The organism is Nonomuraea recticatena, assembly GCF_039533245.1.
GTDB classification, from domain to species: domain Bacteria; phylum Actinomycetota; class Actinomycetes; order Streptosporangiales; family Streptosporangiaceae; genus Nonomuraea; species Nonomuraea roseola.
The window spans coordinates 90,946-110,120 of sequence record NZ_BAAATE010000004.1 but is presented as its reverse complement, the minus strand read 5'-3'; the positions used below and the strand labels follow the sequence as shown (position 1 = coordinate 110,120).

The window sequence follows — 19,175 nt, the reverse complement described above, 5'->3', positions numbered from 1 at the left end:
GGGACCCCCGGCGGTCGCGGAAGGTGCGCAGGGGGGCGCGGAGTCGGTGTGGTCATGGGACGGCTCCTACTCGGCCAGCGTGCTCGGGTCGACGCCGGGCGTGGGGAGGCCGAGGGCGGCCACCTTGGCCAGGTACTCCGCCGTCACCGGCGCGCCCCATCGCGTCCAGAACCCGCTCAGATCCCGTCCAGCCGTCCGTGAGGTGTAGAGGGCCAGGTACCCCCACCTCTTGTCCGTCTCCGTCCAGTCGGAGGCGGGCCGTTCCGCGCGGACCAGCCGGTGCAGCCGGGGCCAGAAGTCATCCCCGAACGCCAGCTCCAGCTGCCTGAACGGCACCAGCTTCTCGAAGGCGCCGAACCCCTTCACGTACCCCGCGCTGGGCAGCTTCGGCAGCGCGCTCTGGTACGGCGTCAGCCCCGTCTTGGCGTCGGGCTTGGTCAGGTTCGAGGGCTGGCCGAGGGTCCGCTGCGCCGCCAGCGAGTAGATGTTGACCGTGACCTCCGTGAGGTCGGTGGGCTTGTAGGCCATCTGCTGGTGCTGGTGTCCGAGCTCGTGGTAGACGCCCCAGCCCCTGGTCCGCAGCCCCTCCACGGTGATGAGCCTGTCGAGGTAGGTGCGCGGGTAGGCGGTCCAGCCGTGCGTGGCGTACGCGCCCGCGCCTGTGGGCATGCGCGGAGCCTCCACCAGGTGGAACGGCAGCGGGCTCCGCTCGCTCTCGGTGAGCCCCGAGATCGCCGCGTGCGAGGAGATGATCGTCTCGAGCACGGTGAGCAGCCCGCCGTGGTCCTGCTCGCGCCAGGCGAGCATGCCGTCCCTGGTCACCGTGACGATCCCGTACGGCGACAGCAGCTCGACCTGCGGCGCGGAGGTCAGGGTGTCGAGCTGGGACTGGAAGTCGGACTCGGTGGTCTCGCCCATCACGAAGGTCGGCACGGGCACCGCGCCGCCGAGGAACTTGACCTTGGCCTTCTGGCCCTCGCCGATGAGGGACAGGTAGACCATGCCGCCGCCGGGGTCGGTGACGGTGTTGACGCCTGAGGTCAGGGGGTAGGCGCGCGGGTTCTTGTAGATGACGTCGGCGTGGGTGTCGGGGGCGCCGACGTGAAGGGTGGGCAGCAGGCCGTCCTGCGCGTCGACCTGGACGGTCAGCGAGGTCGCGGCGGGCAGGTGGAGCCCCGTGGGGTGGAAGTTGGTGGTCCCGAGCGCCTGCTGGAGCCGCAGCCGCTCGCTTTCGGCGCTGGGCCTGGCCCTGAGGACGAACGTCCGCCTGGCGCTGGGGGCGGAGGTGCCCGCGAGGGCGGGACCCGCCCCGAGGAGGACGGCGCCGGCGGTGGCCGCGCCCAGGAAGCCACGGCGGGAAAGGGGGGTGTGAGTCATGACGGCAGCATGAAAGCGCTTTCTATAGCGCGTCAAGGGCCTGGGAATCTTTCTATGTCTTTCTATGCTGCTCAGCGCTGGTGCTTCAGTAAGCGCTTGCTATTGTGGAGGCGCGACAGACCCGCGCACGACGATGCTCGTGCCGACCCGCGTGGTGGTCTGCACGGGGGCGAGGTAGTCGCTCTCGCCCGCCACACCCAGCGCCAGCCGTACGGCCTGCCGTCCCATCTCCTCCAGCGGGATGCGCACCGTGGTCAGCTGGGGACGCAGCTCCTGCGCCACCGGCACGTCGTCGTAGCCGACGACGGAGATCTCCTCGGGCACGGAGACGCCCGCCAGCTCCAGCGCCTGCATGACGCCGGCGGCGACGGTGTCGTTGGCCGCGAAGATCGCGGTGAAGTCGAGCCCTTCGGCCAGCAGCGCCCTGACCTTGTCGTAGCCGAACCTGCGGTTGAACGAGCCGGTGTGCACCAGCTCCTTCGCCTGCGCGAGCCCTCGCATCTCCAGCGCCCGCCGGTGCCCCGCCAGGCGGGCGATCGTCGTGGACAGCGAGGGAGGACCGCCGAGGAACAGGATCCTGCGGTGCCCCTGCGTGATCAGGTAGTCGGTGATCGCGAAGGCGCCGCCCTCGTTGTCGTACTCGATGACCTTGGTCGGCACGTCGTCGCCCAGCGAGGGACGCCCGCACAGCACCAGCGTGGACCCGGCCGTGTGCAGTGCGCGGGCCCTGCGTCCCACCTCGGCGGCGTAGGCGCGGTCCTCGTGCGCCCCGCCGACGAGGATCACGGCGTCGGCGCGCTGCTCGTGCAGCAGGTCGATGAGAGCGAGCTCCTTCTCGTGGCTGCCCTGCGTGCAGCACACCATGCACAGCCTGCCGTGCACGGTCGCCTCGCGCTCCACACCCCTCGCGATGTAGGCGTAGAACGGGTCGACCACGTCGTTGATGATGATGCCGACGGTCCTGTTGGTGGAGCCCGCCAGCGCCCTGGCGTGGGCGTTGGCGACGTAGCCCAGCTCGGCGATGGCCGCCTCGACGCGCTCTCTCGTGGACGTCGCGACAGGGTAGTTGCGGTTGATCACCCTCGAGACTGTGGCGCTGGAGACGCCGGCCCGTTTGGCGACGTCGGCGATGGTCGCCGAGCTCATCTCGGTCACCGGCTCCTCCTTACCCGTGTGAAGATCATGCCATCCGATCGAGCGCGTCGAGCTGGATCTCGTGCAGCAGCGGCAGCCCCGCGCAGTACCTGGCCACCTCCTCGACCGTCGAGTCGGCCAGCCTGCCCAGCTCGTTGCCCTGCGCCCCCGCCAGGTGCGGGGTGAGGAAGACGTTGGGCAGCCCGAACAGCGGATGCCCCGACGGCAGCGGCTCGGGGTCGCTGACATCAAGTATCGCGTCCAGCCGCCCGCTCGTGACCTCTTCCAGCAGCGCCTCGGTGTCGATGAGCGTGCCCCTGGCGGTGTTGATCACCACCGCGCCGTCCATGAGCTTGGCCAGCCGGGAGCGGTCCAGCAGCCGGTAGGTCTCCAGGGTGCTGGGCGCGTGGAGGCTCACCACGTGCGAGCGGCGCACCAGCGTGTCGAGATCCACCAGCACCCCGCCGAGCCTGGCGACCAGCGCCGGATCGGCATAGGGGTCGTAGACCAGGACCTCGGCCTCGAGCCCGCGCAGCAGCTCGACCACCCTGCGGCCGATCCGCGAGAATCCGACCACGCCGACCGTGATGCGGCGCGCTCCCAGCCACGGGATGCCGCTGAAGTCGCGTTTGGTGCCGTGCTCCCTGTACCTGTGGGCCATCGTGAAGGCGCGCTTGGCGCCGAAGACGATCGCCGCGTAGGTGAACTCGGCCACCGGTACGGCGTTGGCGTCGGCCGCGCTCGAGACACGGACCCCGCCTTCCAGCACCACGGGGTCGAGGAAGGTCTTGACGGTGCCGGCCGCGTGGGCGATGAAGCGCAGCTTGGGCGCCCGTTCCAGCAGCTCGGCGCCGAGCGGCGGACATCCCCAGCCCGTGACCAGCACCTCCGCCTCGGCGAGCACCGGAAGGGCCGAGCCGGACGACAGGTCGTGCAGGACGTCGCCGTGAAGGTCGGCCAGCTCGGCGAGCCGGTCGAGGGCGCCCTTGGCGAAGACCTCCTCACGCACGCCCGGCGCCATCGCCAGGACGGTACGCGGTCTGAGCCGCGCCTCCATGACCGTCACATCACTCTCCCCGAGTCCTAACCGAACCAACCGGACCACCCCCAACCGCTCGACCTTGAGGATCGAGCCTTCGCCACACCCGAACCCCGGCGAACCGAGAGCCGCCGAACCCCCGGCGAACCCGAGGCCCCCGGAATCCGAGACCCCTCGGGCCTCGAACTCTCACGACCCCCCGCGAACCGAAACCCCCAAACCGCTGCGGGGCCCGAGTCCGGCGAACCGAGACCCGCAGGGCTCGAGTCCTGCGGACCTGACACCCGTAGGGTCCGAGTTCGCCGGTCCCGAGGACCCGCGAGGCCCGAGACCGCTGGGGGCCGAGACTCGCGGACCCGAGTTCCGCAGGGTCCTAGTTCGCCGGCGCCGAGGACCTGCGAGACCCGAGCCTTCTGGAGGCCGGGAACCCGCGGACCCGAGATCCGCAAGACCCGAGCTCCCCGGCCCCGAGGACCTGCGAGACCCGAGAGCCCTGGAGGCCGAAAACCCGCAGCTCCGAGATCCGCAGCCCCGAGATCCGCAGCTCGGAGAGCTCGAGGATCCGAGACCCCTGAGCCCCGAACCTCGCGGGCGACCCGACCACCAAGATAGTAAGCGCGTTCTACAGAGATCGTGCGCCGCACGCTAGGCCCTCACCTGAACAAACGTCAAGCGCGGAAAACCCACCCCACCCAACCCCTTGACGAGATGAGAAAGCGCTTACTACGGTCACGCCAACTGGAAGGACCAAGCATGACGACACCCCTACAAGCCGTCGGGACGGGTACGGCCAGCCGTACCAAGCCCGAAACCCCCTTGGCCGCGCCCAGGCGGCTCCCGCTGTGGAAACGGCTCTGGCGGGACCGGGTGATGCTCATGCTCACCCTGCCCGGCCTGGTGTACTTCCTGGTCTTCCACTACGTCCCGCTCTTCGGCTACGTGGCCGCCTTCCAGGACTACCAGCCCTACATCGGCTTCCTGGACAGCCAGTGGGTCGGTCTGCAGAACTTCGCGACCATGCTGGGCGACCCCCGGTTCTGGGACGCGGTGGGCAACACGCTGCGCATCACGCTCACCCAGCTGGTGCTCTTCTTCCCCGCCCCGATCGCGCTGGCCCTGCTGCTCAACAGCGTGATCAGCGAGAAGGTCCGCAGGTTCGTGCAGAGCGTGGTCTACCTGCCGCACTTCATCGGCTGGGTGATCATCGTCTCGGTCTTCCAGCAGGTCATCGGGGGCGCGGGTGTGCTACCCGGCTTCCTGGAGAGCATCGGGCTGCCGCGCTACGACATGATGACCGACCCCGACGCCTTCCCCCTGCTGGTCACCCTGCAGGTCATCTGGAAGGACTGCGGCTGGGGAACGATCATCTTCCTCGCCGCGCTGCTGTCGATCAATCCCGAGCTCTACGAGGCCGCGGCGATGGACGGCGCCGGCCGCTGGCGCAGGCTCTGGCACGTCACGCTGCCCGGCATCACGCCGATCATCATCCTGCTGCTCATCCTCAACCTCGGCAGCATCCTGTCGGTCGGGTTCGAGCAGATCCTGCTCCAGCGCGACGCGGTGGGGCCCGAGTCGGGCGAGGTGCTCGACACCTTCGTCTACTTCAACGGCGTCCAGGACGGACAGTGGGGCCCCGCGGCGGCGGTGGGCCTGGTGAAGGCGGTCGTCGGCGCCGTCCTGGTGCTGGGCGCGAACAAGGTGGCGCACCTGCTGGGCCACGAGGGGGTGTACCGCAATGCGAGCAAGTGAGCGTCCCGCCTGGATGGAACGACCCTCCAAGCTCGGGGTCGGCCTCAAGGCGGTGATCATCACCGCGATCACGCTGCTGGTGATCTATCCGTTCGTGGGCGTCATCGGCACCAGCTTCTCCTCGGAGTCCGAGATCGCCAGGAGCGGTGGGTTCGTCCTGCTGCCCACCGCGCCCCAGCTCGACGCCTACCGGGCCGTCTTCGACGGCGGCACGGTCACCCGCGCCCTGCTCATCAGCGTGCTGGTCACCGGCGTCGGCACGCTGGCGAGCGTCACCGTCACGATCTGCATGGCGTACGGCCTGAGCCGCCGCGAGGTCACGGGCTCGAAGTGGATCCTGATGATCGCGCTGTTCACCATGCTCTTCAACCCCGGCATCATCGCCAACTTCCTGCTGGTCAACCAGCTGGGCCTGCTCAACAGCTTCGGCGCGCTCGTCCTGCCGAGCCTGGTCAGCGCGTTCAACCTGGTCGTGCTGCGCTCGTTCTTCATGAACCTGCCTGGTGAGCTGCTGGAGAGCGCCCGCATGGACGGCGCGGGCGACCTGCGCATCCTGGCGCGCATCGTGCTCCCGCTGTCCAAGGCGGTGATCGCGGTGGTGTCGCTGTTCTACGCGGTCGCGTACTGGAACAACTTCTTCAACGCCCTGCTCTACATCGACGACTCGGACCGGCACCCGCTGCCCAACATCCTGCGCACCTTCATCCTGCAGGGCCGGACGCTGGAGAGCGCCGTGGGCACCGAGGCCCCCGCGCCCGTGCAGGCGATCCAGATGGCCGTGCTCGTCGTCGCGATCGTCCCGATCCTTCTCGTCTATCCCTTCCTGCAGCGCTACTTCACCAAGGGCGTGCTCACCGGCGCCATCAAGGGCTAGCCGGGCCCGCCCGCCCCACGACTCCCCGAAGGAAGACCATGAACCTGTCCAGGCGCGGACTCCTCCGCCTCGGCGCGACCGCCACGGCGGGCGCGGCGCTCTCCCCGCTGCTGGCCGCCTGCGGCGGCGGTTCGGGCGGCGCCCCGGCCACCAAGGCGCAGGGGCTGACCGTCAAGCTGCCGACCTACGTGCCGCTGGCGGCAGCGGCCAAGCCCGACCTGCCCGGCACGGCGGCGGGCGTGCCCGAGGGCTACTTCACCTATCCGAAGGAGCTGTTCAGGTCGGTGGCCAAGCCGCCGATGTCGGGCGGCAAGGTGACCATGGCGTCCAAGACCTTCCTGCCGCCGCCCCCGCCGCGCGAGCAGAACGCCGCGTGGCAGGAGATCGAGAAGCGGCTCGGCGGCACGGCGGACCTGCTGATCGTGCCCGAGGCCGACTGGCCGACCAAGTTCAACACCATGGTCGCCGGCGGCAACCTGCCCGACGTGTTCCCCTACGTGCAGACGCAGGGTGTCAACAACCTGCCCGCCTTCGTGGCCAGCCAGTGCGCCGACCTCACGCCGTTCCTGAGCGGCGACGCGGTCAAGGAGTACCCGAACCTGGCGGCCGTTCCTGAGGTCTTCTGGAAGCAGGGCATCGTCGCGGGCAAGCTCTACGGCATCCCGATCCCGCGCAACATGGCCGGAGGACTCGGCTTCTACCGGGCCGACCTGTTCGCCGCAGCGGGCGTCAGCGACCTGGCCGAGATCGGCGACACCGACAGGCTCGCCGAGGCGCTCAAGGCGGTCACCAACCCCAAGGAGAAGCGCTGGGGCCTGGTCACCGCGAGCGGCGGCCTGTTCGGCATGTCCATCTTCGCGCAGCTGTTCGGCGTGCCCCTGGAATGGCGGCTGGAGCCGGGAGGCAAGCTGGTGGCCGCCATCGAGACCGAGGAGTACAGGGCCGCGGTCGAGTACACCCGCAAGCTGCGCGAGGCGGGCGTCATCTACCCGGGCTCGGAGGGCTTCGACTCGCTCAAGCGCAAGAACGAGTTCAACGCGGGACGCGCCGCGATGACCTACGACGGCATGCCGGCCTTCCTCGGCGCGGCAGGCTACCTGCAGACCCAGAAGAAGATCGACCCGAAGGCCGACCCCCGCCCGATGCTGCCCGTCGGAGGCAAGACGGCGGCCTATCTCAACAACATCGCCTTCGCCACCAACTTCGTGAAGAAGGCCGACGAGGCGAAGGTCAAGGAGGTGCTGAGGGTCGTCGACTTCTTCGCCGCGCCCTTCGGCAGCGAGGAGTACACCCTCATCCAGTACGGCGTCGCCGACACCGACTACACGCGCGACGACAAGGGCAACCCCATCCTCACCGAGCAGGGCGCCAAGGACACCTCCGTCCCGTGGAAGTACGTCGGGGCGCCCACCCAGCCGGTCTTCGACGCCACCTCGAGCGAAGCGGTCAAGCTCGTCCACGACGCGTTCACCAAGCTGATCGCCGTCGGCGTCCAGGACCCCACCACCGGGCTGTTCTCGCCGACCGACGAGAACAAGTACGAGTCGCTCTACACGATGCGCACCGACAGGGTCACCTCGATCATCGCGGGACGCGCGCCGGTGTCCGACCTCGACCAGCTCGTCAAGGACTGGAGGGCACAGGGCGGAGACAAGATCCGCGCCGAGTTCGAGAGCGTGATCCAGAAGAACGGCGGCGTCGGCTGAGCCGGCTGTCCCTTCCCCTCAGCGCTACCACGGAGACCCCCCATGAAGCGAACCATCGCGACACTGGCCGCCGCCACGCTGGCGGCCGGAGCCCTCACCCTCCCCGCGCACGCCGACCGCTTCGATCCCACCCCCGGCGCTCCGGGCCTGAACGACCCGCTCTTCCCCGACCTCGGCAACGGCGGCTACGACGTCCGCCACTACGACGTCTCCTTCGACTTCACCCCCGTCACCTACGACTTCGCCGCCAAGGTGACGATCAAGGCCACGGCCGTCCAGGACCTGTCGTCCTTCAATCTCGACACCGACGGTCACCTCATCGACGAGGTCACCGTCGACGGCCGCCCCGCCGCCTGGGCGCTCAGCCCCGGGCGCACGGGACAGGAACTGACCGTCACCCCCGCCGAGCCGTTGAGGAACCACCGGCCCTTCACCGCCGAGGTGAGGCTGCACGGCAACGGCAAGGCTCCGCGCGGCGGCCTCACCGGCTGGCGGTTCGGCCCCGACGGCGGGTTCGCCGCCGCCGTCCAGGCCAGCAGGGCCGACACCTTCTTCCCCGTCAACGACCATCCCTCCGACAAGGCCACCTGGACCTTCCACGTGAAGGTCCCCGAGGGCTACGTCGCCACCGCCAACGGCGAGCTGACCGCCAAGGACGGCGACGTGTGGAGCTTCGAGGAGCGCGAGCCCATGGCGTCGGAGCTGCTCGGTCTGGCCGTGGTCAAGGGCACCTACCTGTACGGCACAGGCCCCCATGCCCTGCCTCTGCGCCACGTCGTCCCGCAGGGTCAGGAGGAGAAGTACGGCCCGATCGCCGCCGAGACCGCCGGCCAGATCGAGTGGGCGGAGGCCAGGTTCGGCCGCTTCCCCTTCTCCACCTACGGCGTGCACATCTACCCCGGATACACCGACGCGCTGGAGAACCAGACCCTCTCCCTGTTCGGCACCGGCTGGTTCACCAGGCCCACCTACTCCAACACGATGATCCACGAGCTGGTCCACCAGTGGTTCGGCGACTCGGTCACCCCCGCCACCTGGCAGGACGCCTGGCTGAACGAGGGCCCCGCGGTCTACTACGCGGCCGTGTGGGCCGAGGAGAAGGGCGGCGAGAAGCTCGCCGACAAGATGAGGACGGTCTACGGCAAGCTCGACGCCGTCCGCGCGAAGGACGGCCCGCCCGGCAGGCCGAAGGGCCTCGGCGGCTACAACATCTACGACGGCGGCGCCCTCGTCCTCTACGCCCTCCAGAAGGAGATCGGCGAGCGCGACTTCGACCGCGTCATGCGCCGCTGGGTCCAGCGCCACCAGGACGGCAACGCCTCCACCGAGGACTTCATCGCCCACGCCGTGAAGACCACCCACCGCCCTGACCTGGACGCGTTCCTTCGCGGCTGGCTCTACGGCGAGACGAACCCCCCACTGGAGATCTCATGAAGCGCCTGCTCGTCCTGACCGCCCTGCTCTCGCTGCCCTTAACCGGCACCGCTCAGGCGGCCGCTCCCGCCACGAAGATCTACCACGCGGCGCCCGGCGCCACGGGCCACGCCTGCAACGAGAACAACCCCTGCTCCCTCGAGACGGCCAGGGACAAGGTACGCGGGGCCATCGCGGGCGGCATGAACCGCGACATCGAGGTCCGCCTGGCAGGTGGCGTCTACCGGATGGCCGAGCCGCTCGTCCTCGACCGGCGCGACTCGGGGCCTGGCGGGCACACCGTCACCTGGACCGCCGCCCCCGGCGCCGTACCCGTGCTGTCGGGCGGCGTGCCGATCACCGGATGGCGGCAGGAGGGCGACCTCTGGGTGGCCCGGGCCCCTGAGGGCGTCGTCCCCAGGCAGCTGTTCGTCGGTGGGGTGCGGGCGGTCCGCGCCCGCGGCGAGGCCTGCCCCTCCAGCGTCTGCGACGCGACCAGGACCGGCATGACGGGCGCCGTGAAGAGCGGGATCGCCGCGTGGAAGGCGCCCTCCGACGCAGAGGCGGTGATCAGGATCCGCTGGCGCAACTACCACTGCGCCATCGACAGGGTCGAGGGCGACCTGATCACCTTCGCCCAGCCGTGCTGGGCCAACTCCGCCAGCGGAACCAACCGCACGGGCCCCGCGTGGGACACCACGACCGTCGACTCCGGCCGCTACACCAAGGTCTCCTACTTCGAGAACGCCAGGGAGTTGCTCGATCAGCCAGGCGAGTTCGTCTACGACCGCGGCAGCCGTACGGTCACCTACCTGCCCAGGCAGGGCGAGGACCTCAGCGACGTGATCACCCCCGCCCACGAGACGCTGCTGCGGATCGAGGGAGCGAGCGGCGTGAAGATCTCGGGCCTGCGCTTCGAGCACGCGGCCTACCTGCAGCCGAACACCGCCGAGGGCTACGCGGGCATGCAGGCGGGCCTCACGCTGACCGGCGCCACGGGGCCCGTCGACCACGCGGGCCGCTACTACACCAAGCCCGCCGCCGCGGTCGTGGTGCGGGGCGGGCGGCGGGTCACGGTGGAGAACAGCTCCTTCGCCCGCCTCGGCGGCGCGGGGATCATCATGGAGAAGGGCACCAAGGACTCCGCGGTCAGCGGCTCCACCTTCACCGACCTGTCCTCCGGCGCGGTCTACGTGGGCGACACCGAGCCCAACCCGCCCGCCGAGCTGCAGGGCGAGCGCAACACGGTGGCGCGCAACACCATCACCCACATCGGCGTGGAGTACACCGACGCGGTGGGCGTGTGGGCGGGCTACGAGAGCGAGCTGTCCATCGACCACAACACCCTCGAGAAGCTGCCCTACTCCGGCATCTCGGTCGGCTGGGGATGGAACCAGCCGGAGGCGCAGCGGCCCGCGATGCGCGACAACAGGATCACCGGCAACCGGATCGTCGACGCGATGATGGTCGCCTTCGACATGCACGACGGCGGCGCCATCTACACCCAGGGGCCGCAGCCGGGCACGGTGATCTCGGGCAACTACGTCAACCGCTCCGCCTACGGCAACACCGAGCGCGACGGCAACGGCGTCTACCTCGACGAGCAGAGCAGCCACATCCGCGTCGAGGGCAACGTGCTGACCCGCATGGGCTACAAGTGGGTCTCCAACTGGGCCGGATACGGCATCGAGAACCTCGCCACGGGCAACTGGACGGACACCACCGCCCCCGCCCTGTCGGGGCGCGGCTCGCAGATGACGGGCAACTTCACCGCTCTGGAAGTGCTGCCCGAGGCCGCGCTCCAGGTGGCGGCCGCCGCGGGCGCGGCCCCCGGCGGCACGGTCGAGCAGCTCCTGCCCGACCTGGCCAGGGGCAGGGCCGCCACCCAGTCCTCCACCGACGGTACGGCCGACGCCGCCAACGCGGTCGACGGCTCCACCTCGACCGACACCAGGACCCTCAGCCAGCCGGGCTCCTGGTGGCAGGTCGATCTCGGCGAGGTCAGGCGGATCGGCTCGGTCGAGATCTGGAACGACGCCTCGATGACCACCGCGGACGTCGAGGTGATCGTCGCCACCAGGGCCGACCTGTCCGACGCGAAGCGCGTGCCCCTCACGGGCAGGGCGCTTCGTCCCACCCTGGTGGAGATCGCGGCCGATGCCAGGTACGTGCGCGTCCAGCGCACCGGCACTGGCAGGATCGGGCTCGCCGGAGTCTCGGTCCACCCTTAGGAACGCACCTCGAGGGGGTACGGCCAGGCCGTGCCCCCTCCCGCTTGGAGAGCAGATGAGCTGGTTCACCGACGCGCGGTTCGGCCTCTTCGTCCACTGGGGCATCTACGCCGCCGCCGCCCGCCACGAGTGGGTGAAGTCCTACGAGAGGATGGACGACGAGCACTACCAGCGTTACTTCGACCACTTCGACCCCGACCTGTACGACCCGGAGGTCTGGGCGGACGACGCGTGGAACGCGGGCATGCGCTACCTGGTCGTCACGACCAAGCACCACGACGGGTTCTGCCTGTGGGACTCCGCGCTCACCGGCTACAAGGCCACCGCGACGCCGTACGGCAAGGACCTGTTGCGGCCGATGCTCGACGCCTTCAGGGCCAGGGGCATGCGCATCGGGCTCTATCACTCGCTCATCGACTGGCACCACCCCGACTTCCCTGTCGACCTCTACCACCCGCAGAGAGACCTCGGGGAGGACGGTGCCCGAGACGTCGGGAAGTACGCCGACTACCTGCACGGGCAGGTCCGTGAGCTGCTGACCGGCTACGGGCCCGTCGACATGATGTGGTTCGACTTCTCCTATCCCGGCCGCGGCATGGGGGCGAAGGGCCGCGACGAGTGGCGCTCGGAGGAGCTGGAGGCGATGGTCCGCGAGCTCCAGCCCGGCATCATGATCAACAACAGGCTCGATCTGGGCAGCGGCGACTTCATGACGCCCGAGCAGGTCATGCCGCCGGGCGGGGTGCCCGGCCACGTGCCGTGGGAGGCGTGCCAGACGCTCAACGGCAGCTGGGGCTACGACCGCGACAACCTCGACTGGAAGTCGCCGCAACTGCTGCTGAGCATGCTGGTCGACACCGTCTCCAAGGGCGGCAACATGCTGCTGAACGTCGGCCCCAACGCGCGCGGCGAGTTCGAGCCGCGCGCGGTCGAGCGGCTGCGCGAGATCGGCAGGTGGACCAGGCTGCACGGCAGGGCGATCTACGGCGCGGGCGCGTCGGAGTTCACCCCTCCCCAGGACTGCCGCTACACCCAGCGCGGCGACCGGCTCTACCTGCACCTGCTGAACTGGCCGATGAAGCACGTCCACCTGGAGGGGCTGGCGGGCAGGGTGAAGTACGCCCAGTTCCTGCACGACGCCTCGGAGGTGCGCTTCCTCGAGGTCGACCCGCACGAGCCCGGTCACGCCTACCTCAGGGGCGTGCCCGAGGACACGCTCATCCTGCAGCTGCCCGTGACCAGGCCCGACGTCGCGGTCCCCGTGGTCGAGCTGTTCCTCTAGCGGCCGGTGAAGGTGGGGCGCTGCTTGGCCAGGAAGGCCCGGGTGGCGCCCAGGTGGTCGTCCGTGGCGGCCAGCGCGTCCTGCAGGTCGGCCTCCAGCTCCAGCGACTCCTCCAGGGAGTGGGAGGCGGCGTGGTGCAGCGCCCTCCTGGTGGCCGCGTAGGCCTTCGTGGGGCCTGCCGCGAGCCGTACGGCCAGCTCGTGGGCGGACTTCAGCAGCTCGTCCTCTGGCACCACCCTGGAGACCACTCCGAGCTCCAGCGCGCGGGCCGCGTCCAGCGGCTCGCCAAGCAGGAGGAGCTCGGCCGCGCGGCCCTGGCCGACCAGGCGCTGCAGGGTCCAGGAGGCGCCGGAGTCCGGCGCCAGCCCGAGGGCGGAGAAGGCCATCGCGAACTTCGCCCGCTCGGAGGCGATACGCAGGTCGCAGGCGTAGGCGAGGGAGGCGCCCGCGCCGGCGGCCACGCCGTTCACCGCCGCCACGACCGGCTTCTCCATGCCGGTGATCAGCGCGATCAGCGGGTTGTAGTGCTCGCGCACCGTTCCCGCCAGGCCGCGGCCCTGCTCCAGGTTGTCCGCGTGCTCGCGCAGGTCCTGGCCCGCGCAGAAGGCGCGGCCCGAGCCGGTGATCAGCACGGCCCTGACGGTGTCGGAGTCGGCCGCCTCGCGCAGGGCGCCGATCAGGGCGCTCTTCAGCTCCACGGTCAGGGAGTTCATCGCCTCAGGCCGGTCCAGCGTGACGGTGGCGACGGCCTCGGTGACGTCGTAACGGATCACAACAGCTCCTTGTCGACGAAGGCGGCGGCGGACGGCATCAGGCGGGCGGCCTTCTGCTCGAAGAAGGCCCGTGCCTTCTCTCCGGGCCACCCCGGAGGCAGCAGCTCCGGGGGCAGCCCCGGGTCGCGGAACAGGAAGTTGCGCCAGCCGTGCAGCAGTCTGCTCCTGATGGCGAAGACCTGGGCGTCAGGCGCGCCGTCCGGCAGCCCGCCGACCAGCTCCTGCGCGTCGGTCAGCCACTGCTCGTAGGCCCGGCCTATCGCCTCGAGGTCCCATGCCCTCGCCACCAGCTCGCGTGGGTCGCCGTCGAGGACGGCTTCGAACCTGTCGGCGCGGATGCCCTCGTGGGCCAGCAGTGGATCGAGCTCGGGGGAGGGGCGCGGGCCCACCCAGGTGGTCTCTGACAGCTGCGCGTAGCCGAGGAAGGCCAGATCGGCGCGTAGCCGCTCCCTCCTGGCCCGCTCCCTCACCGGCTCCAGAACGATCAGATGCCAGCGCCCGTGCCACTTGATCGTTCCAGCTCGGTAAATTCTCAGCGCGGCCTCGTCCAAGCGTCTGACGCACTTGGGCGTGACGACATAGCCGGGCCCCTGGGGCATTCTGGCCCGGTCCAGCCAGCCTTGCCTGACCATCCGCGAAACCGCTGTGCGCACGGCCGGAGCCGCGATTTCCAGGGGCGCGAGCAGTCTCACCAGGGCGGCGACAGAGGCCTTTCCCCCGCGGGAGCGCAGATGGTCCCCGTAGAGGTCGAACAGCGCCGCGCGTGCGTTCACGAGCACCAGTTTGGCCGTCTTCGCGACCCTGGACAACGGATGCTGGGAGGAGATCGTTACCCATTTGGCACTCCGATGCGGGAGAATAGGACATCACAGAAGACGTGAATGCGTCGGCCACCCACCGGGGCGGTCGTTGATCGCAACCGCGGAGTCCATGGCAGGAAGGGATACACGCATGGCGGCGATGAAGCCGCGGACCGGTGATGGTCCGCTGGAGGTCACCAAGGAAGGGCGCGGCATTGTCATGCGGGTCCCGCTCGAGGGTGGCGGCCGGCTCGTCGTGGAGATTTCGGCCGACGAGGCGAAGGCGCTCGGCGAAGCGCTGAAGAACGTTGTCGGCTGACGCCGGCTCAACTACCTGATCGAACGGCCCTGGCGTCCTCCCCGCCGGGGCCGATCACGTTTGGAGATTCTCCCGTGCCCATCCAGACGACAGCGTCTGTGCTCCCCGAGGCACCCTCGGACACCGCACTGCTCGCGGTGCCGTACGACTCGGGTCTGAACCCGCGGGTCGAGCTGCCGGTACCGGCGGCGGCCCTGATGGCGCACCACGCCGCCAAGGGGGAGGCAGGCGAGATCGTCGAGGTGCCCGTCTCTCGCGGCGACTCGGTGGGCGGGCTGCTGCTCTACGGCGTGGGCGACGGCTCCCCCCGCGCCCTGCGCAAGGCGGCCTCCGCGCTCACCCGCAGGGCCAAGGGCAGGCCCGAGCTGACGGTCGTGGTGCCCGACGGCGACATCGCCGTCTTCGCCGAGGCCGCGCTCCTCGCGGCCTACACCTTCAAGATCGGCGCACCTCAGGGCAAGCCGCCCGTCGCCGCCCTCACCTTCGTCGGCGCCGACGAGTCGGCCGTACGGCGCGGCGAGAGCGTCGCGCAGGCCGTCGCCGTGGCCCGCGACCTGGCCAACACCCCGGCCTCGACCAAGACCCCCTCATGGCTGGCCGACCAGGCCGCGGCCGACGGGCTCGAGGTGAAGGTGTGGGACGAGGAGGCGCTCAGGGCCGAAGGGTTCGGCGGCATCCTCGCCGTCGGGCAGGGCTCGGTCCACCCGCCCCGCCTCATCCAGCTCTCCTACATCCCCGACTCCTACGACGAGCACGTGGTGCTGGTCGGCAAGGGCATCACGTTCGACTCCGGCGGCCTGTCGCTCAAGCCGACCGACAACATGAAGACCCAGAAGACCGACATGGCGGGCGGCGCCGTCGTGATCGCGGTCATGGGCGCGCTGGCCGCGCTCGGCTCTCCCGTGCGCGTGACGGGGCTGGTGGCCGCGGCCGAGAACATGCCCTCGGGCACGGCCCAGCGGCCCGGTGACGTCATCACCCACTACAGCGGCACCACGGTCGAGGTGACCAACACCGACGCCGAGGGGCGGCTGGTCCTCGCCGACGCCCTGGCCTACGCCGACGCCGTGCTCGAGCCCGACGCGATGATCGACATCGCCACCCTCACCGGGGCGATCAGCGTCGCGCTTGGCCGCAACATCGGCGCCGTCTACGCCACCGACGACGAGCTGGCGCGGGCGCTTATCTCGGCGGGGGAGGCCACCGACGACAGGCTGTGGCGGATGCCGCTGATCGACGACTACCGTCCCGCGCTCGACTCGCCGATCGCCGACATGCAGAACGCCGATCTCGGCGGGCGCTTCGGAGCGGGATCGATCACGGCGGCGCTGTTCCTGCGGGAGTTCACCGGCAAGCGGCCCTGGGCCCACCTCGACATCGCAGGGGTCGGCAGGAGCACCGTGGACGAGGGCACCCTGTCCAAGGGCGCCACGGGCTTCGGCGTCCGCGTGCTGCTCGACTGGCTCACCCGCCGCTGAGCCTGCCGCCTGGGGCCCTGCGGGGCCTCAGGCGGAGATCTTGACGGCGGCCAGCAGTCCGTCGCCCAGCGGCATCATGAGCGGCCTCAGGCGGTCGTCGGCCTGCACGAGCTTGCCCAGCTCCCGCACCGCGACCGTGTCGGGGTCGCGCTGGGAGGGGTCGGCCACCCTGTTGTGCCACAGCGCGTTGTCGAAGGCCACGATCCCGCCCACCCGCAGCAGCCGCACCGACTCGGCCAGGTAGTCGGCGTACTCCTGCTTGGCCGCGTCGGCGAAGACCAGGTCGTAGCCGCCGTCGGACAGCCTGGGGAGCACGTCGAGCGCGCGCCCGGTGATCAGGCGGATCCGCCCGCCGGAGAAACCGGCGTCGGCGAACGTCTGTCGCGCCAGGCGCTGGTGCTCGGGCTCGACGTCGACGCTGGTCAGCGTGCCGTCGGCGCGCATGCCGCGCAGCAGCCACAGCCCCGAGACGCCGCACCCCGTGCCGATCTCCACGACGGCGCGCGCGTTGAGCGCCGTGGCGAGGAAGCACAGCGCGGCGCCGCCTCCGGGAAGGATGGGCGGCGCGCCCATCTCCTGGCCGCGCTGCCGCGCCGCGTGCAGAATCTCATCCTCGTGATGGAACTGCTCCGCATAGGCCAGAGTGGCCTCTACCGGGCTGGTCATCGGCCTCTCCTCCCCACTTCCGTGCAATTGGTCACCGATCGCAGCCTAGGGGAGACACGCCGGGACGGGAACTCTGGTCGCGCCCAACGCGTTGCAGGTTTAAACGGGCTTTGCCGGTCCTGAAGGCAGGCAGTGCGCACGAAGGGACGAAACCAGGCACTATGGCGGTAGCGACGGTGGTCCCAAGGAGAGGAGTGCTGGTGGAAGGTAGCGACCACCAGGCTGATTCTCGCGTGTCAGATGTGTCTGAATGGACCCCTCCCACCTGGGAGGAAGTGGTGCGGACACACTCCGCACGCGTGTATCGGCTGGCCTACAGGCTGACCGGCAACGTTCACGACGCGGAGGACCTCACTCAGGAGGTCTTCGTCCGGGTCTTCCGGTCCCTGTCGAGCTACACACCCGGCACCTTCGAGGGCTGGCTGCACAGGATCACGACGAACCTGTTCCTCGACACGGCGCGCAGGAAGCAGCGCATCCGCTTCGAGGGCCTGGCCGACGACGCCGCCGAGCGGCTGAGCGGCAGGGAGCCCTCTCCGGCCCAGGCGTGGGACGACGCGCACCTCGAGCCTGACATCCAGGCCGCGCTCGACGCGCTCGCGCCCGAGTTCAGGGCCGCGGTGGTGCTGTGTGACATCGAGGGCCTGTCGTATGAGGAGATCGCGGCCACACTCGGCGTGAAGCTGGGCACAGTCCGCAGCCGGATTCATCGTGGCCGGGCACAGTTGCGAGAGGCGCTCGACCATCGCGCGCCGCGCAGCCCTGAACTCCCCCCGACCGTGTCCCGTGGGGAGGAAGTCTGATATGTCCCATCTTGGAGAGCGCCTTTCGGCGCTGGTCGACGGTGAGCTGCGCCACGCCGAGCGTGAGCGCGCCCTTGCCCATCTGGCCTTCTGCGCCGAGTGCAGGCGGGAGGTGGAGGCGACGCGGGCGCTGAAGTCGCGCCTGCGCTCGCTCGACGGGCCCTCGATGCCCGCCGACCTCACCATGTCGCTGCTGCGGATGGGTGAGCCAGGTGACCCGGTGCCGCCTAGGGAGCGGCCCTTTCCGACCTTCGGCGGCGTCCCGCTTCCAGGTCCGCGCAGCATCGCCCCGCCGGACAACCGGCCTCGGGGTTTCCTGGGCGGCTCGGCGGGGCCCGGACGGTCCCGCAGGCGTCCGGCCTATGTGGCCGTAGGCGTCGTGTCGGCCGCGGTCGCGCTCGGTTCGCTGTTCGTCGTCGCGGGCCAGGACCCGGGTCCGTCGGTCGCACCTCCCGTCGAGGTGTTCAAGCAGGTCCACAAGACCACGGTGCCCTACAGCAACCCGCCCTCCGCCACTCCGTGAGCCGGCTGCTGGCCGTCCTCGCGCTGGCGCTGGTGATGGCGCTGGGCCTGCAGGGCACGGCGGTCGCCGTGCCCGACGACTCGGAGAACGAGGACACAGGCCTGCCGCTGTTGAGGCAGTCGGCGACGGCGGCGAGGGCCCAGCCGTACTCAGGCACGATGTTCACCACCTCGGGCGCGGTGCTGGCCGTGCGCAACGCGCCCGGCACGGGCATGACCATCGACTCCCGCGCGGCCGACCCCGGCGCTCCCGCAGGGGGCATGCTCGCCCCCTCTGACGGCATGCTGCGCGCCCTCGGCGCCAACTACCGGGTGGTCGAGTCGGGCGGCGGCAGCGTCTGCGGCAGGGCGGCCCGCCTGGTCGAGGCGCTGCGGCACGACGGGAAGGTGGCCGCCCGCTACTGGATCGACTCCGCGAGCGGGATCCCGTTGCGCAGGGAGGTCCTCGACGGCCAGGGCAGGATCGTCAGGGGCGAGGCCTTCGTCGAGGTGACGATCGCCACCTCCCGCCCGCTCGCGCACGTCTCCTCCGGCGGCAGGCTCAGCTCCGAGGCCGTCGCCGCGCTCAGATCACGCGGGTGGACGTTCCCCGCCATCCTGCCGGGCGGCCTCGAGTTGGCCAACGCCGCCGAGAGCGGCGGCTACCTGAAGCTGGGATACTCGGATGGTGTGTCCGTTGTGTCGGTGTTCATCCAGCGCGGCAACCTGGACGAGGAGCGACTGGCGGGCTGGCGTAGCCAGCGTCGCGACGGGCATACGATCTGGATCCGGGATTCTGCCGGGCTGGAAATGATCTGGGCTAGTGGGGGTCATGTCTACACCGTCTTCGCCGACGCGCCCGCGGACGTGGCAGCGGCCGCGGTCCTCGGGCTGCCGCACGAGGCGGATCCGGGCTTCTGGGATCGGTTCGCCCGGGGCGCCGACCGTGTGCTTTCCTGGGTCAACCCGTTCGCTTGACGCTCGCTTTACGTCTCTCGTACATCGCGCGGGTAAAGATTGCGGTGTCCGA

General features: G+C 70.2%; 17 protein-coding genes. 11 read left to right on the top strand and 6 right to left on the bottom strand.

Annotated elements, in window-relative coordinates:
- Window positions 1-66: 66 nt before the first annotated feature.
- From ABFX50_RS09470 to ABFX50_RS09460, 3 genes are all read right to left on the bottom strand, one after another.
- On the bottom strand, window positions 67-1,377 hold the full coding sequence (locus ABFX50_RS09470; protein WP_346145087.1) for a M60 family metallopeptidase: 1,311 nt from the start codon (window positions 1,375-1,377) through the stop codon (window positions 67-69).
- A 99-nt stretch (window positions 1,378-1,476) separates the two neighbouring features.
- On the bottom strand, window positions 1,477-2,523 hold the full coding sequence (locus ABFX50_RS09465; protein WP_346145695.1) for a LacI family DNA-binding transcriptional regulator: 1,047 nt from the start codon (window positions 2,521-2,523) through the stop codon (window positions 1,477-1,479).
- Window positions 2,524-2,557: 34 nt separating this feature from the next.
- The gene (locus ABFX50_RS09460; protein ID WP_346145693.1) at window positions 2,558-3,568 is read right to left on the bottom strand and encodes a hydroxyacid dehydrogenase; all 1,011 of its coding nucleotides are present in this window, start codon (window positions 3,566-3,568) and stop codon (window positions 2,558-2,560) included.
- A 735-nt stretch (window positions 3,569-4,303) separates the two neighbouring features.
- Here ABFX50_RS09460 and ABFX50_RS09455 point away from each other — a divergent pair.
- From ABFX50_RS09455 to ABFX50_RS09430, 6 genes are read left to right on the top strand one after another with little or no spacing between them, the layout of a single operon-like run.
- On the top strand, window positions 4,304-5,299 hold the full coding sequence (locus ABFX50_RS09455; RefSeq protein WP_346145086.1) for an ABC transporter permease: 996 nt from the start codon (window positions 4,304-4,306) through the stop codon (window positions 5,297-5,299).
- Window positions 5,300-5,312: 13 nt separating this feature from the next.
- Window positions 5,313-6,173: a carbohydrate ABC transporter permease gene (locus ABFX50_RS09450; RefSeq protein ID WP_183655575.1), complete on the top strand. Its 861-nt coding sequence runs from the start codon at window positions 5,313-5,315 to the stop codon at window positions 6,171-6,173.
- Window positions 6,174-6,211: 38 nt separating this feature from the next.
- On the top strand, window positions 6,212-7,879 hold the full coding sequence (locus ABFX50_RS09445; RefSeq protein ID WP_346145084.1) for a type 2 periplasmic-binding domain-containing protein: 1,668 nt from the start codon (window positions 6,212-6,214) through the stop codon (window positions 7,877-7,879).
- A gap of 42 nt (window positions 7,880-7,921) precedes the next feature.
- Window positions 7,922-9,313, top strand: coding sequence for a M1 family metallopeptidase (locus ABFX50_RS09440; protein WP_346145082.1), 1,392 nt, complete (start codon window positions 7,922-7,924; stop codon window positions 9,311-9,313).
- On the top strand, window positions 9,310-11,523 hold the full coding sequence (locus tag ABFX50_RS09435) for a right-handed parallel beta-helix repeat-containing protein (RefSeq protein WP_346145080.1): 2,214 nt from the start codon (window positions 9,310-9,312) through the stop codon (window positions 11,521-11,523). The genes ABFX50_RS09440 and ABFX50_RS09435 overlap by 4 nt, the downstream gene beginning before the upstream one ends.
- A gap of 55 nt (window positions 11,524-11,578) precedes the next feature.
- On the top strand, window positions 11,579-12,805 hold the full coding sequence (locus tag ABFX50_RS09430; protein ID WP_346145078.1) for an alpha-L-fucosidase: 1,227 nt from the start codon (window positions 11,579-11,581) through the stop codon (window positions 12,803-12,805).
- Here the strand turns inward: ABFX50_RS09430 and ABFX50_RS09425 are convergent.
- Together ABFX50_RS09425 and ABFX50_RS09420 are read right to left on the bottom strand one after the other, a co-directional pair.
- On the bottom strand, window positions 12,802-13,578 hold the full coding sequence (locus ABFX50_RS09425) for an enoyl-CoA hydratase-related protein (RefSeq protein WP_183655588.1): 777 nt from the start codon (window positions 13,576-13,578) through the stop codon (window positions 12,802-12,804). The genes ABFX50_RS09430 and ABFX50_RS09425 overlap by 4 nt on opposite strands.
- A complete protein-coding gene (locus tag ABFX50_RS09420) occupies window positions 13,575-14,351 on the bottom strand; it encodes a PaaX family transcriptional regulator (RefSeq protein ID WP_346145075.1) in 777 nt (258 codons plus the stop codon). Before ABFX50_RS09420 ends, ABFX50_RS09425 begins: the two co-directional genes overlap by 4 nt.
- Window positions 14,352-14,529: 178 nt before the next feature.
- Between ABFX50_RS09420 and ABFX50_RS09415 the strand changes: the two genes are divergently transcribed.
- Complete coding sequence (locus ABFX50_RS09415; protein WP_020545024.1) at window positions 14,530-14,697, top strand: DUF3117 domain-containing protein; 168 nt, start codon at window positions 14,530-14,532, stop codon at window positions 14,695-14,697.
- Between the two features lie 74 nt (window positions 14,698-14,771).
- On the top strand, window positions 14,772-16,175 hold the full coding sequence (locus ABFX50_RS09410; protein ID WP_346145074.1) for a leucyl aminopeptidase family protein: 1,404 nt from the start codon (window positions 14,772-14,774) through the stop codon (window positions 16,173-16,175).
- Between the two features lie 27 nt (window positions 16,176-16,202).
- Here ABFX50_RS09410 and ABFX50_RS09405 read toward each other — a convergent pair whose 3' ends face one another.
- Window positions 16,203-16,841 carry an O-methyltransferase gene (locus ABFX50_RS09405; protein WP_183655595.1) on the bottom strand — a complete coding sequence of 213 codons (639 nt, stop codon included), beginning with the start codon at window positions 16,839-16,841 and terminating at the stop codon, window positions 16,203-16,205.
- Window positions 16,842-17,002: 161 nt separating this feature from the next.
- On the opposite strand from ABFX50_RS09405, the gene sigE reads away from it, so the two are divergent.
- Genes sigE through ABFX50_RS09390 form a run of 3 tightly spaced genes read left to right on the top strand, consistent with a single transcriptional unit; the run spans window position 17,003 to window position 19,123 of the window.
- Window positions 17,003-17,644 carry an RNA polymerase sigma factor SigE gene (gene sigE, locus ABFX50_RS09400; RefSeq protein WP_346145072.1) on the top strand — a complete coding sequence of 214 codons (642 nt, stop codon included), beginning with the start codon at window positions 17,003-17,005 and terminating at the stop codon, window positions 17,642-17,644.
- A gap of 1 nt (window position 17,645) precedes the next feature.
- Window positions 17,646-18,167 (top strand): anti-sigma factor family protein, encoded by a 522-nt coding sequence (locus ABFX50_RS09395; protein ID WP_183655599.1) that lies wholly within the window; start codon window positions 17,646-17,648, stop codon window positions 18,165-18,167.
- Window positions 18,164-19,123: a sigma-E factor regulatory protein RseB domain-containing protein gene (locus tag ABFX50_RS09390; protein WP_346145070.1), complete on the top strand. Its 960-nt coding sequence runs from the start codon at window positions 18,164-18,166 to the stop codon at window positions 19,121-19,123. Before ABFX50_RS09395 ends, ABFX50_RS09390 begins: the two co-directional genes overlap by 4 nt.
- Window positions 19,124-19,175 lie beyond the last annotated feature (52 nt).

What these genes read in the sequence shown, in the direction of transcription:
- ABFX50_RS09470 (WP_346145087.1), bottom strand. Translation starts at nt 1,377, where the DNA reads ATGACTCACACCCCCCTTTCCCGCCGTGGCTTCCTGGGCGCGGCCACC.
- ABFX50_RS09465 (WP_346145695.1), bottom strand. Translation starts at nt 2,523, where the DNA reads ATGAGCTCGGCGACCATCGCCGACGTCGCCAAACGGGCCGGCGTCTCC.
- ABFX50_RS09460 (WP_346145693.1), bottom strand. Translation starts at nt 3,568, where the DNA reads ATGGAGGCGCGGCTCAGACCGCGTACCGTCCTGGCGATGGCGCCGGGC.
- ABFX50_RS09455 (WP_346145086.1), top strand. Translation starts at nt 4,304, where the DNA reads ATGACGACACCCCTACAAGCCGTCGGGACGGGTACGGCCAGCCGTACC.
- ABFX50_RS09450 (WP_183655575.1), top strand. Translation starts at nt 5,313, where the DNA reads ATGGAACGACCCTCCAAGCTCGGGGTCGGCCTCAAGGCGGTGATCATC.
- ABFX50_RS09445 (WP_346145084.1), top strand. Translation starts at nt 6,212, where the DNA reads ATGAACCTGTCCAGGCGCGGACTCCTCCGCCTCGGCGCGACCGCCACG.
- ABFX50_RS09440 (WP_346145082.1), top strand. Translation starts at nt 7,922, where the DNA reads ATGAAGCGAACCATCGCGACACTGGCCGCCGCCACGCTGGCGGCCGGA.
- ABFX50_RS09435 (WP_346145080.1), top strand. Translation starts at nt 9,310, where the DNA reads ATGAAGCGCCTGCTCGTCCTGACCGCCCTGCTCTCGCTGCCCTTAACC.
- ABFX50_RS09430 (WP_346145078.1), top strand. Translation starts at nt 11,579, where the DNA reads ATGAGCTGGTTCACCGACGCGCGGTTCGGCCTCTTCGTCCACTGGGGC.
- ABFX50_RS09415 (WP_020545024.1), top strand. Translation starts at nt 14,530, where the DNA reads ATGGCGGCGATGAAGCCGCGGACCGGTGATGGTCCGCTGGAGGTCACC.
- ABFX50_RS09405 (WP_183655595.1), bottom strand. Translation starts at nt 16,841, where the DNA reads ATGACCAGCCCGGTAGAGGCCACTCTGGCCTATGCGGAGCAGTTCCAT.
- sigE (WP_346145072.1), top strand. Translation starts at nt 17,003, where the DNA reads ATGGCGGTAGCGACGGTGGTCCCAAGGAGAGGAGTGCTGGTGGAAGGT.
- ABFX50_RS09395 (WP_183655599.1), top strand. Translation starts at nt 17,646, where the DNA reads ATGTCCCATCTTGGAGAGCGCCTTTCGGCGCTGGTCGACGGTGAGCTG.